The organism is Paraburkholderia sp. D15, from assembly GCF_029910215.1.
Taxonomy (GTDB): domain Bacteria; phylum Pseudomonadota; class Gammaproteobacteria; order Burkholderiales; family Burkholderiaceae; genus Paraburkholderia.
In genome coordinates, this window is the sequence record NZ_CP110396.1 from 464,155 (window position 1) to 476,959 (window position 12,805).

At 64.3% G+C, this 12,805-nt stretch carries 13 protein-coding genes; 6 read left to right on the forward strand and 7 right to left on the reverse strand.

Features of this window, described 5'->3' with window-relative positions:
• Positions 1-178 precede the first annotated feature (178 nt).
• Both LFL96_RS21785 and LFL96_RS21790 read right to left on the reverse strand, forming a co-directional pair.
• The gene (locus LFL96_RS21785) at positions 179-1,885 is read right to left on the reverse strand and encodes a peptidase S1 (RefSeq protein WP_281002771.1); all 1,707 of its coding nucleotides are present in this window, start codon (positions 1,883-1,885) and stop codon (positions 179-181) included.
• A gap of 68 nt (positions 1,886-1,953) precedes the next feature.
• The gene (locus LFL96_RS21790; RefSeq protein WP_281002772.1) at positions 1,954-3,513 is read right to left on the reverse strand and encodes a S53 family peptidase; all 1,560 of its coding nucleotides are present in this window, start codon (positions 3,511-3,513) and stop codon (positions 1,954-1,956) included.
• Between the two features lie 381 nt (positions 3,514-3,894).
• Here LFL96_RS21790 and LFL96_RS21795 point away from each other — a divergent pair, with 381 nt between their 5' ends.
• Positions 3,895-4,404 (forward strand): DUF1993 domain-containing protein, encoded by a 510-nt coding sequence (locus LFL96_RS21795; protein ID WP_281002773.1) that lies wholly within the window; start codon positions 3,895-3,897, stop codon positions 4,402-4,404.
• Between the two features lies 1 nt (position 4,405).
• On the opposite strand, the gene LFL96_RS21800 is transcribed toward LFL96_RS21795, so the two are convergent.
• A complete protein-coding gene (locus tag LFL96_RS21800) occupies positions 4,406-4,726 on the reverse strand; it encodes a YnfA family protein (RefSeq protein WP_281002774.1) in 321 nt (106 codons plus the stop codon).
• Positions 4,727-4,870: 144 nt separating this feature from the next.
• Here LFL96_RS21800 and LFL96_RS21805 point away from each other — a divergent pair, with 144 nt between their 5' ends.
• Positions 4,871-5,044, forward strand: coding sequence for a DUF1289 domain-containing protein (locus LFL96_RS21805; protein ID WP_281002775.1), 174 nt, complete (start codon positions 4,871-4,873; stop codon positions 5,042-5,044).
• A gap of 21 nt (positions 5,045-5,065) precedes the next feature.
• Here LFL96_RS21805 and LFL96_RS21810 read toward each other — a convergent pair whose 3' ends face one another.
• Positions 5,066-5,710, reverse strand: a complete 645-nt coding sequence (locus tag LFL96_RS21810; RefSeq protein WP_281002776.1) for a LysE family translocator — start codon at positions 5,708-5,710, stop codon at positions 5,066-5,068.
• A gap of 155 nt (positions 5,711-5,865) precedes the next feature.
• On the opposite strand from LFL96_RS21810, the gene LFL96_RS21815 reads away from it, so the two are divergent.
• Together LFL96_RS21815 and LFL96_RS21820 are read left to right on the forward strand one after the other, a co-directional pair.
• Positions 5,866-6,333, forward strand: a complete 468-nt coding sequence (locus LFL96_RS21815) for an Lrp/AsnC family transcriptional regulator (protein ID WP_281002777.1) — start codon at positions 5,866-5,868, stop codon at positions 6,331-6,333.
• 76 nt (positions 6,334-6,409) lie between these two features.
• Positions 6,410-6,643, forward strand: a complete 234-nt coding sequence (locus tag LFL96_RS21820) for a hypothetical protein (RefSeq protein ID WP_281002778.1) — start codon at positions 6,410-6,412, stop codon at positions 6,641-6,643.
• A 178-nt stretch (positions 6,644-6,821) separates the two neighbouring features.
• Here the strand turns inward: LFL96_RS21820 and LFL96_RS21825 are convergent, their stop codons facing one another.
• A complete protein-coding gene (locus tag LFL96_RS21825) occupies positions 6,822-8,222 on the reverse strand; it encodes a carbohydrate porin (protein ID WP_281003829.1) in 1,401 nt (466 codons plus the stop codon).
• Positions 8,223-9,593: 1,371 nt separating this feature from the next.
• On the opposite strand from LFL96_RS21825, the gene LFL96_RS21830 reads away from it, so the two are divergent.
• Positions 9,594-9,737: a hypothetical protein gene (locus tag LFL96_RS21830; protein ID WP_281002779.1), complete on the forward strand. Its 144-nt coding sequence runs from the start codon at positions 9,594-9,596 to the stop codon at positions 9,735-9,737.
• 160 nt (positions 9,738-9,897) lie between these two features.
• Positions 9,898-11,562 carry an NRAMP family divalent metal transporter gene (locus LFL96_RS21835; protein WP_281002780.1) on the forward strand — a complete coding sequence of 555 codons (1,665 nt, stop codon included), beginning with the start codon at positions 9,898-9,900 and terminating at the stop codon, positions 11,560-11,562.
• Positions 11,563-11,639: 77 nt separating this feature from the next.
• Here LFL96_RS21835 and LFL96_RS21840 read toward each other — a convergent pair whose 3' ends face one another.
• A complete protein-coding gene (locus LFL96_RS21840; protein WP_281002781.1) occupies positions 11,640-12,116 on the reverse strand; it encodes an OsmC family protein in 477 nt (158 codons plus the stop codon).
• 184 nt (positions 12,117-12,300) lie between these two features.
• Complete coding sequence (locus tag LFL96_RS21845; RefSeq protein ID WP_281002782.1) at positions 12,301-12,663, reverse strand: hypothetical protein; 363 nt, start codon at positions 12,661-12,663, stop codon at positions 12,301-12,303.
• Positions 12,664-12,805: the final 142 nt, after the last annotated feature.

Consider the following 12,805-nt stretch of genomic DNA (forward strand, 5'->3'; position numbering starts at 1 on the left):
AACACATTCAATATGCTTACGCGAAAATGTCCGCCTCACCCTTGCCGGTAAGCAAGCGTGAGGCAGTCCACTTCACGGGCGGCTGCCGCGCAGCAACCAGGCGGCACCGGACGACCACGATCGGCCACCACGCGCCACCAAGCGCCAACTACGAGCCAACTACACGCCAACTGCGCGCCTACTTCGCCACGCGAGCCTGCAATGCGCGAATTCTGCCGAGCGCCTGGGTATTCGACACGGTCGAGTCGTACATCTTCGTGAGGTCGGCCTTGAGCGCGGTGCGCGACGCGCCGTCGAGATACACCATGTGCCCGGACGGATAGAAACGCGCCGACAGGTTCTGCCGCACCTGCTGACTGAGCAGCGGCATCTGCTGCAGATCGAGCACGGTCTGATAGAACGGCGTGACGAAATCGTAGAAGCCGTTCGCCGACAATACCTTCAGGTCCGGATTGAGCGCCATCACGGCGGCCAGATCGCCGGCCGTGTAGAGGATGATGTTGCCCTTCGCGTCCTTGCCCTTCTGCGCGCCGGTCGGATCGATATGGCTAAAGTCCCAGTACTGGAACGCCTGATCGTTCAGATCGGTGAACGACGAATTCGACGTGTACTTCAACTGCTCGTTCAGATACACGTTCCACATGGTTGTGTAGACGCCGGTGACCGCCGTCATGGTCGGGTCGTTGCCGCCGGAGTTCGGATCGATCTTGCCGGCGATGCCGGTGTCGATCGCCGTCACGCGGCCGTCATACTCGCCGAGCGCGAGTCCCTGCGACTTCAGCAAGGTGGTCAGAAACAGCGAGTTGCCGCGGCTGTCGTACGACGCGATATCGAGGCTCCACGCAAGCAGCGTGGTCTTGTCGATGCCGGTGTATTCGCTGAGCTTTTCGACCGTGGCGGTGTCGGTGGTCGGGAACTTGCGCAGCGCGGCCAGATAATCGGTGCGCGCGAACTGAGCCACCTCCTCGGCGAACGTGCCGAGATCCGTTGGCCGTGGCGCCACGCCGAGTTTCTTGTGATACCACGCGTCCGCCGCCGCGGTGGGCAATGCGCCGACCGGATTGCCCGACTGCGTGTAATCGAGAATCGACGATTGCAGCGTGATGCCGTTCAGATCCACGCCATCTTCATGCAGCCGGTAGGCCAGCACGCAACTGCGCGCGGTGCCGTACGACTCGCCGTACAGATACTTCGGCGAGTTCCAGCGATCGTTCTTGGTCAGATAGCGTTTGATGAACTGCTTGAGCGAATCCGCGTCCTGATCGACGCCCCAGAAATCGCGGTTCTTCTTCGGCGCGATTGCCGCCGAGTAGCCGGTGCCGACCGGATTGATGAAGACCAGGTCGCTCTTGTCGAGCAGGCTGTCCGGGTTGTCCTCCATCGCGTATGGCGCGGGCGGCGTGAAGCTCGGCATCGAGGTCTTGATACGGCGCGGCGCGAACGAACCCAGCAGCACGAAGACCGACGACGATCCCGGTCCGCCGTTATAGAAGAACGTGACCGGGCGCGTTTCCTCCTTCTGGTTGTCCTGCGTGAAAGCCACGTAGAACAGGCTGGCCTCCGGCTGCGAACTGCTCGGGTCGACGATCACGAGATGGCCGGCGGTGGCCGTGTAGTTGATCTTGTGCCCGCCGATCGACATCGAATGATGCGTAATCGCGGCGGTTTCGGCGGTCTCGGTGATGGAATCGTCCGGTCCGTTGCCGTAGGCGACCGGATCGAAGAACGGCTGATCGCCGTTCTTGTGCGCGGCGCCCGGCGCGGCGGACGCATGCGCGTTGCGCGGCGACTGCGCACTGGTGGAAACTGCGCCGGAAGTCGAGCCGGAAACGGATGATGAGGCTGAAGCGGAAGCTGATTCGGAAGCTGACTCGGGGTTCGTCATGATCGCTCCATGGATACGTTCACGTCTTGTTGGCCGTGCCTGCATGCCTGCTACGCAGACTAACGAGACTATAGTGCGGCCGCTACCTTCTGACCATTGGGACTGCCGAGTCCCGTGCAGGCATCCCAGCCCTCGGACGCCGCGAAACTGCCGTTGTTGCCCTGCGTGATGTCGTTGCACACGCCCGCCGCCTTGTACAGCTTCGGGTTGACGAACCCAGCCGGCTGCCCCTTGGCCGCGTTGATGCGCGCGATCAGTGCCGCCCACAGCGGCGCAACCGCGCTGGTGCCGCCGACCACCGTCTGCGAACCGTCGATCAGCACGCTGTATCCGGTGACCGGCGATGCATCTCCGGCCACGTCGGGCACGCCGCGTCCGCTGAGCGGCGTCGCGCCGCCGTCCGTCGCGGTGGACGACAAGCCCTGCTGCCACGCCGGCACCGGAAACGCCTTGCTCACGCCGCCGCCGGTCGCGCCGCCCTGCTCGCCGTCGTTCCACACCACCTCGCGGGTGATCGCGCTGCCCGACGCGGTCAGGTTGGTGCCTCCGCACGCCAGCACGTAAGGGCTCGACGCGGGAAAGTCGACCTCGTCGCCGCTACTCGCGCCGTCGCTCGAACCGCTGTCGCCGGAGGCCACGCAGACCGTCACGCCGACCGCCGCGGCCGATTGCAGCACGCTGTTGAACGCCTGCAGCGACTGGCTGGTCCAGTTCGATTCCGGGCCGCCCCAACTGATCGAGATCACCGACGGTTTATTGGTCGTGTCGTGCACCGCGCGGCTGACCGCGTCGATGAAACCGGCGTCGCTGTTCTGCGTGAAGTACATCGCGACCGTCGCGCCCGGCGCGATCGAGCCGACGATCTCGACGTCGAGCGTCACCTCGCCGTCCGGCCCCGATGGGTCGCCGCTCGGCTGATTGCTGCCTTGATCGACGCCGACCGATTTCACCGTGGGCGACCCGACGCCGAGATTCGAGAAATACGTCTTGAGATCCGACGTGTTGTAACCACCGCCCAGCTCGACGATGCCGACGCATTGCCCACTGCCGTCGCCTTGCGGATATTGATAAAGCGCGGCGATCTGCGGCGGCGTGAACGACGCTTGATGCCCGCGCGCCGGCTGGAACGGCGGCCGGATACGGAAGTGCGGCCGTGCCGGCGGACGGTTGTCGAGTCCGAGCACCGCTTCGACCACGCCGTGCAGATCGTCGGGCACGCTGATCGTGCCGGTGCGGCCGCGGAATTGCCCGGCCGTGTGGTGTTCGTAGTGCTCCAGCTTGACCGCGAACGCGCTCTGGAACTGCGCGATGGTGCCGCTCAACAGGACAGAACGCGCGGCCAGATCTTCGCGCACCACCGTCAGGCCGTGCGCAGCGGCGAACGTCTTGACCTTCGCGAGATCTTCCGGCGCGGCGCCGTAGTCTTTGGCGAGCGCTTCGCGCGACAGCGGCTGGACGCTCGCGTCGCCGGCTTCGATACGGCGCATCAACGCATCGAACTGAGCCTGCTGTTGACGGCGCACCATCACGAACACCTCGATCCGTTCCGCCGGATCGCATTGCCCCACGACTTTCGAACCCTGCTCTACGTTCCGCTCGCTGCCGGGCAGCGGGTGCTTATTGACCATGGTGTCGACTCTCCTGTTAGGGTGACGGCGCGGGCCGCGACGTGAAACCCGAAGCACTACGCGGAGCACGGCGCGCGCCTGCACAAGCTCGTTGCCGCCGCGCTCGGCTCGCGCGGCAGGTTGCCGATTCAAGGACTTCGCCATTCCGTCCGACCAATGCATTGGGCCACAGTTCCGGTACGAACGGCAGTCGCCCGAATGGCTAATGGCGCGGGATGTCGATGTGTGCATCGCAACGCGAGCGGCCACCGCATCCACCGCACGCCGATACTGACCAATACGCATCGCGACAGGCCACGCTATGATGCTGCTGCGGCAATCCAGCCGTTACATTGCCTCGCGCGCTCCCTGCGCGCACGATCGAAGAATCAGAGGAACCCCATGTCAATTTCGATGTATCAAGCTTCCCTGCCCGTGCTGATTCGCGGCCTGACGAACCTGCAGGCGATTCTGGGCAAGGCCCAGGCGCATGCGGCGGAAAAACAGATCGAGCCGTCGGTGTTCACCACGGCGCGCCTCGCGCCGGACATGCTGCCGCTGGTGCGCCAGGTCTATATCGCGAGCGACACGGCGAAGGGATGCGCCGCGCGTCTGGCCGGCGTCGAAGCGCCGAAATTCGAGGACGTCGAGCAGACGTTCGACGAGCTGCATGCCCGCCTTCAAAAGACGATCGATTATCTGAAGGAATTCAATGCGCAACAGATCGACGGTTCGGAAACGCGTCCGATCACGCTGAAAATGCGCACCGGTCCGATCGAATTCACCGGCATGTCGTACCTGCTCGGTTTTGTGCTGCCGAACTTCTTCTTCCACGTGACGACCGCGTACGACATCCTGCGCCACAACGGCGTGGAGCTCGGCAAGCTCGATTATCTCGGTGGGATCAAGTAAGTCACACGCGCGGCTGGAACGCGATGATCGCCATGCCCGCCAGCGTGAAGGCCACGCCGGCGGCGTCCCATAGCGTGGGCCGCACCTCGTCCACGCACCATAGCCACGCGATCGCCACCGCCACATACACGCCGCCGTACGCCGCGTACACGCGACCGGCGGCGGCGCCGTGCAAGGTCAGCAGCCACGCGAACAGCGCGAGACTCAATGCGCCCGGCAGCAGCAGCCAGATCGAGCCGCCCTCCTTGAGCCAGCGCCACGGCAGATAGCAGCCGACGATTTCGGCGACGGCAGTCACGACATACAGCAGGAAAGTTTTCATCGATAGAGAAGAGACGGGCGGATTGATGCGCAGCCGCGTTCTTCGTGCGCGGCGCTCTATCGACTCTATTAACACAATCAGTTGGCGCGCGGGCACGGCGCATGCGAGAGTCGCTGGATACTTTTAAGACTTTCGATCATTGCCATGAGTATCGCGTCACCCTGCATCGACATCTGCAAGTTCGACAGCAAAACCGGTTTCTGTATCGGCTGCATGCGCACGCGCGACGAGTGCAAGAGCTGGAAGAAAATGAAGGACAAGCATCGCCGGAAAATCATCGAGGACCGCTCGCGCCGCGAGCATAAGTTGAATAAATAGGCGGCGCGAGCGTCGTTCGATTCAATCCAGCGAGAGCCGCAGCGCGAAACCGATCAACGCGGCCGAAAAGGTCCAACGCTGCAAGGTCTGCGCGAGCGGATGCGCACGCATCCAGTTGGCGATGCGCGCCGCGCCGATCGAAAACGTCAGGTCGAAACACGCGCCGACCGCGAGCAGCACCAACCCGAGTTCGACCATCTGCAACGCCACCGGCCCCGCTTCCGGACGCACGAACTGCGGCAGCAGCACCGAGCAGAACAACAGCGCCTTCGGATTCAACAGGTTGGTCAGCAGCCCCTTGACGAACGACGTCCACAAAGGCCGCGACTCCGCGCCCGCCGCCGCAGTCGCCGCCGAACCGTTTTCCGGCAACGCGAACACCGGTGACCGGAAAATCTGGATGCCGACCCACGCGAGATACACCGCGCCGCCGTAGCGCACCACGTCGTACAGCCACGGCGCGTTGCGCAGCAGCGCCGCCACGCCGCAGGCCGACAGCGTCACATGCGTGGCGCGCGCGAGGCCCAGGCCGCCGGCGGCCGCGAAACCGCTGCGCATGCCGCGTCCGATACTGGTTTGCAGCACCAGTGCCATGTCCGGTCCCGGCACGGCATAAACGACGAACAATGCTGCGATATAGACAACCAACAGATGTGCGGAAATCATGGAAACCTCTCGTTTTTGACGGCTCTATCTTGCCGCTGTCGACGGAGGGTTTGCTGGCGAATTACCAGCCCGTCATCCCTGATTTTGGTGGAATGCGCTAGTATCATGCCTCGACAGAACGAATCCCCCTCACCCCTCGATATGCGTAATCAGCCATGACTGCCGACCTCGATAGAACGGACCGCGCCATTCTCGCCGCACTGCAAAAAGACGGCCGCATGTCGAATGCCAGACTCGCCGAGCTGGTCGGCTTGAGCGAGACGCCTTGCGCACGCCGGCTGAAACGGCTGGAGAGCGACGGCTATATCGACGAGTACCGCGCGGTGCTCTCGCGCGCGGCGCTCGGGCTCGGCGTGGTGGCGTTCGTCTACGTGCGCTTCGCCGTGCACGACCGCGCGCTCGCGGACCGTTTCGAACGCGAGGTGCAGGCGATCCCGCGCATCCTGTCGTGCCATAACGTGTCGGGCAGCGCCGACTACATCCTGCAAGTGGTCGCGCGCGATCTGGACGACTACGGCACCTTCATGCGCGACGAGATGCGCAGCCTGCCGGGCGTGACGTCGGTGGAATCGGCGCTGTCGTTGCGTGAGGTGAAGGCCAACGGCAGCCTGCCGCTGTTCTGAACGCGAGCGCGTTCGGTCGTGGCATAGTCACGCTTTTGACGCGGCGCGAGCCGCCCGAACGAGCACGGAGTGTTTTATGGATCACGAGAAGGCGCGAGCCGAAGAAGCCGCCGCGATGGAACGCGTCCTGACCGCCACGCAGCGGGTCAAGACGGCGTTCACGTCGCTGCAATCGCAATTTCCGCCCGCGGGCAACGGCCAGCCGTCGCAGTTCGCGCTGACCGCTTTCGACGCGGCGTTGCAGGAGCTCGAAGACGCGCAAGCCGCGTTCGATGAGTTGCTCGGCGAACTGCTGGACGGCAATCGCTGAGTCCGGCGACCGGCGGGGTTAAGTCAGGCTCAGCGGCCGGAGCGCGGGGCTGGGTTCAACTTAGGGCTCGACTTAGGGCTCGACTTAGGGCTCGACTTGGCGCTCGACTCAAGGCCCAACTCAGGCTCGCCCCCAGGCGCCACTCAGGCGCCGCCTCCAGTCCCGCCTCAGCCCCCACTCAAAAAACGATATTGGTCCGTACCCCGACCACCGCCTCGTTGCCCACCCGTTGCGCCGGGTTCAGCGCATCCGGCACACCACCCGCCGGCCGGAACACGTACTGGACATCCGCCTGCACCTGCCACCACGGCGCGACCTGATACTGATAGGTCGCCTCGACCACGGTCTCGGCGCTGCGCGACGGATAACCCGGCGTCGTCAACGCCGCGGTATCGCTCGCAAGACCTTGCGCGCGCGAACCGATTTTCGCGTAACCCACCGCCAGACCGGCGACATCGTTATCGCGTCCCTTGAACGGCGCCTTGAGCGTCACCCCGGCGTTCACACCGAGATCCACCAGATTGCGGTCGCCCGGCGCGGCCATCACGCGGGCGAACACGCCCACCGATTGCGGGCTGTCGCCGCCGCGCTGCCAGACCGTCTGATCGGCAACCGCGTAGAAGCTGTAGTCGCCGCGATGACTGGCGGCCACGCCGCCGCTCGCCGGGTCCGCGAGCGAGAGTCCGTTGACGTCGTAGCGCGGGTCCGCGAAGCGCTGCGTGTTGTACCAGAAGCCGAGCTTGTAGGTACCCGGCAGACCGCTCGCCGCCGCGCCCGAGCCACTCGCCGGCGGCGGGTTGAGCGCGTACTGCACTTCGCCGATGAACAGCGCGCCGTTGCGCAGATTGAAGTTCGTGCCGTGGTGGTTCTGCAATTGCGGATCGCCGACATCGCTGCCCGCCGGATTGCCGTCGAACACGCCCGCCAGCACAGTCCAGGCATCCGACGGTTTGACGCGCACCCGCAGTCCGAGCGACGACAACGGATAAGCCGGGCCGCCCGCCGGCAGATCGATGGACGGCAACACCGGCCAGCCGAACGTCGCGTTGATGAACGGCGTGGCGAACTGGCTGACCATGAATTCCTGATCGAGGCTTTGCTGGCCGACCTTCACGTCGACCTTGCCGGCAAGAAGCGATTGTTGATACCAGAGTTCCCACAAGCGGGTGGTGGAATCAGCTTCGATGCCGCTCGCGCTTTGCAGCGTCTGCAGATTGCGCGTGCTGAGGTTGGTGCCGTGGATCTGCAGGCCCGACACGTTGAAGGTGCCGCCCGGCAAACCGACCGCCTTCTCCGTATCGACGACGATGCCGAACTGCGTCAGGCCGTCGTACGCGCCGCCGCGTTTCGTGCCGCCGCTGAGGTTGTTCAGATACTCGCTGGTTTCCTGCAGGTTGAAGGTCACGCCGTAGTTGCCGAGCCACGGACGCAGACCGCCCATGTCGCCGAGCAGGTTCGAACGCTCCCATAGACCGCTGGGCGCGGCGGCGGATGCGCTTGCCGGCTCCGACGCGGTAGCGTCACTAGCGGCGGGGGCCGTGACGTCCGTCTGCGCCAGCACCGGCGACGCGACACACATCGCCAGCAACAGGGAAAGACCGAGCGGCGCACCGGTTTTCCAGCGTAGCGCGTGCCCTGCTTCGGCCACGTTGGCCGCCTCGGCAGTGCCGGCATCGGCAAGCTGAGCCGCCACCGCTCCGCCTACACCAGCCATCCGATTGCGCGCACGGCGCGCCGCCCCACCCCAACCCCGACCATCCAACGACGTTTTGACGAACATAAGCTCACTCCCATCCAGCCAGGCTTTAACCGGGCGATGTAAAGACGTGACCGTCCCTCGCAGTCGACGAAGCGACGTGGCGATGGCGATCGAAAGAATAGAGAGAGCGTGCTGCCGACCGACCGGCGAGAACCGGTCAAAAGAGAAGCGCGCTAACCCGAACAGAGCGAGTTAGCGGCGAAGGAAGACCCTGCTGCTAACCCGCGGATACTGCGCCGGCGTAGACCGGCATCGGACTTCCACTACTAGAGCATGTGTCCACGAGGGACTCCATTTGACGAGACGGGGCGGATTGTATTCGGCACATCTGGAAAATCGCAAGTAAAAACCGCATCAAAACGACGTAAAGGAAATCGCACTCCGAATCCTCGTGGGAACACGCATCGAAGCAGACGGCCTAGCCATCGAATACCCAGCGCAAGACGACCGCATGCTCCTTCATCCGCCTTTCCTTCCTGTCGGCCTTGAAAGACTTCATGGCCTTTTAGCAACGCCCGGCGAGCCGTTTGCGGGCCAGGGAATAAATATTTGCTTCGCTTAACGAAGTATGTTGACTTCCTCGTAACGCAGTGCATAAAATTCGCCCGTCTTCACAAACGGGGCCAATGCCTTGGACTCAAGCAGTAGTCGATCTTCGAACAGTTTCACTGCCTGAACGGCACGACGTCCGCGCTCCCTTTTCTCAGCCGCCGTCTTGCCAGCAGGCAGACGGTGCGCGCCGTAGTCTCTCTCTCCGTGCACCTTAACTAGCGCCAGTCGGGCGCGGTGTGCTTTCGTCTTTTCGTCTTTCGCACATCCGCAGACCGTCTGGCATCGCGTCGCGAGCCTTAGGCTCGCGGCTGCGCCGGCTCGCGCCGCGCCGTGTCGTGTCGTTCGATTCGTCGAATCCGTCCGGCTTGCGGTGCGTCCCGGCGCGTGGCTAAACACGTGCGTAGCAAGCGTCGAGGCATGAACGATTTCGCCTCACGCCAGCCCCACGCGCTTCGCACCGCTAATAAGGAGCCGCCATGCCGGACAGTGACAGTTATCCCATATGCCCATCACTCGCCATTCGAGTTTTTTATTGCCTGAGGAAAGCAGGTAGACGTACGCCGCCGCGCGCCTAGCCGGCCGCTCCGTGTCCGCCCGCTTTCCGCGCAACGCGTAAAGCTTTACGCACGGAGAAACACCATGTACATCGCCATCCTCGTTCCGACGCTGCAACAGACCCACATCCACAGCGACGCGGCACTCGCGCTGCACAGCATCAAGCCGCACTGGCTGGCCGTGTGCTGGCACCGCGTCAAGGCGCTGGCCGCCTGCACCGGCGCGTAAGCGGTTTCGTCTTTTTTTTCGTCGGCAGCACGCCTTCGCGATTCGCTCGCGCACCAGTCGCGCCGGTCATCTGCGCGGCCGGTACGCGGCGAACCCTGAAGGCGCGTCGCTCTTCTCCATCGACATATCGATCAACCACACAGATCAACAGGCGGCAAACATGTCCACTCCCATCAACGTTTCACCACCACGCAGCGCGGTTCTCGACGACGCGCACATCGGCGACATCAAGGGCGCGCTGGGCACGATCGCCCATCACGACATCGCACCGCGCAACAGCTGGTGGGCGCGCTTCCGTACGCTGCTCGCGATTCTCGGCCCCGGCCTGATCGTGATGGTCGGCGATAACGACGCCGGCGCTTTCGGCACCTACACGCAGGCCGGCCAGAACTACGGCACGACTTTGCTGTGGACGATGCTGCTGCTCGTACCCGTGCTGTTCGTCAATCAGGAAATGGTGCTGCGCCTGGGCGCCGTGACCGGCGTCGGCCATGCGCGTCTGATCTTCGAGCGCTTCGGCAAGTTCTGGGGTGCGTTCAGCGTCGTCGATCTGTTCATCCTGAATGCGCTGACCATCGTCACCGAGTTCATCGGCATTACCTTCGTGCTGAATTTCTTCGGCATCTCGAAGGTGATGGGCGTGTGCATCGCGGCGGCCGTGACCATGGCCGCGGTCAGTACCGGCAACTTCCGGCGCTTCGAGCGTTTCGCGGTGGTGCTGTGTCTGCTGAGCCTGCTGCTGGTGCCGGTGCTGGTGTCGATTCATCCGCCCGTCAGCCAGATGGCGCACGACTTATTCATTCCGAACTGGCCTGCCCACTCGAAGCTGAGCGACGTGATGCTGCTCGTGATCGGCATCGTCGGCACGACGGTTGCGCCGTGGCAGTTGTTCTTCCAGCAAAGCTATATCGTCGACAAGCGCATCACGCCGCGCTTCATGAAGTACGAGAAAGCGGACCTGTGGATCGGCATCGTCTTCGTGATGATCGGCGCGGTCGCGATGATCTCGTTCTGCGCCGCGCTGTACGCAGGCAAGCCGGAGTTCGGCAATTTCACCGATGCCGGCGGCGTGCTCAACGATCTGCAAAAGTACGCGGGCCGCACGCCGGCCGTGCTGTTCGCGGTGGCGCTGCTGGACGCGTGCATCATCGGCGCGGCAGCGGTGTCGCTGTCGACCGCGTATGCGATCGGCGACGTGTTCAAGATCCGTCACTCGCTGCATCGCGGCGTGTCGGACGCGAAGGGTTTCTACCTCGTGTACTTCGGCATCGTCGCGGCGGCCGCGGCGCTGGTGCTGATTCCCGGCAGCCCGCTCGGTCTGCTGACGGAAGCGGTGCAAACGCTCGCGGGCGTGCTGCTGCCGAGCGCGACCGTGTTCCTGCTGCTGTTGTGCAACGACCGCGCGGTGCTCGGTCCGTGGGTCAATTCGAAGAAACTCAATCTCTTCACCGGCGCGGTGGTGTGGGTACTCGTCATGCTCTCCATCATTCTGACGGCATCGGTCATGTACCCGGACATCACCGGCGAAACGATCATGGAAGTGCTCGCGGGCGGCACGCTGATGGCGGTAGCCGGCTACGCGGCGACGCTGGTGGTGCGCAAGCGCCGCGTCGCGATCGCCGCGGCCAACGGCATGGGTTACGACGCCACGCCGGTCTACTCGAAGGGCGCGCGCGACACGTGGCGCATGCCGCCGCTGGAGGAGCTGCCGGCGCCGCAATTGACGCTGTCCAAGCGCGTGTGGATGGGCGTGCTGCGCGGCTATCTGATCGTCGCGGTCGCGCTGGTGATCGTGAAGGTCGTGCAGATGACTCTGCTGCACTGAACGGGTGAAACGGCCGTCGCCGCGAGAAAGCCGCAATACGGCAGCACTCGCGGCGACGAAGCCTATCTATCTGACGATCACGACGCGGCGGTCGAGATTGTCGGTTCGCAGAGAATCGGGAAATTGACCGAGTTCGCGACGTAGCATTTCTCGTGCGCCTGGTGATGCAGATGCGCGGCCAGTTCGGCGTCGCCGCCCGCGCGGATCGTCACCTGCGGGCGCAGCACGATCTGCGTGAAGCGGCCCTGGTTGGGGTCGTCGATCATGGTGCCCTCGGCGTCGTCGCGATAGTCGAGCACGACGATGCCGGCGTCCGAGCACAGATGCAGATACCACAGCTTATGACACGCGCTGGCGGCGGCGACTACGAGGTCCTCGGGATTCCAGCGGTTGGCGTCGCCGAGAAAGGCCGCGTCGGCCGAGCCGGGAATCGCCGGCTTGCCGCCCGACGTGATCACATGATCGCGGCCGTAAGCGCGATATCCCGAGGTGCCGCTGCCGCGGTTGCCTGTCCATTGCACCGATACGTCGTACTTGTGCTCGCCGTGCGCCATGCGTTTCTCCTTGTGGGTTGAAGCGGATCCGGTAGCGGGACGTGCATTTTATAGGCAGACGAATATGGCTGCCGCGAAGCGGGCAATGGCGGGCGGGTTTCTAGCGGAGGCGTGGTAACGGACTGCGCCGGCATAGCCGCGCTGACGGTGTGACGCCGGCGCTGCGGTGCGGATGTCACCTACGCTAACGGGTCGGCGCCGTCCTTCCCGCGAGGCCCGGTGCACGCGGATTGGGACTCGCATTCAGACTCGTGCCGTTCGCACGCATGCCGCTCAATGTCGAACCTGTTCCCAGGCCCGTCGACGCATTGGGCGACAGCGACGAGGTTCCGGGAACGGTAGCCGCGCCGGGCAGCAACCCCGAACCGGCGGGCGTAGCCGCGCCCCCGCCTCCACCGCCTGCGCTTCCGCTATTTGCGGCGGAAGGCTGCGCACCGCCCGCACCATTTCCACCCGACTGTGCGTACACGGCGCCACCGACACCCAATCCAAGTGCCGCCACCAGCCCCACGGCCACAAACCCGCCCCATCCATTCGCGATCTTCATCATCGACTCCATTGCTTCATTGAACGACGGGCCGCACGCATCGCGCGCGCAACGGTTACACGGACGCTCAACCCCGAAGGTTCGACCCGCGCCGTTCAAACCCAGGCCCTTGCAGAGTAAGACGACACGCGGCCCGCATCGT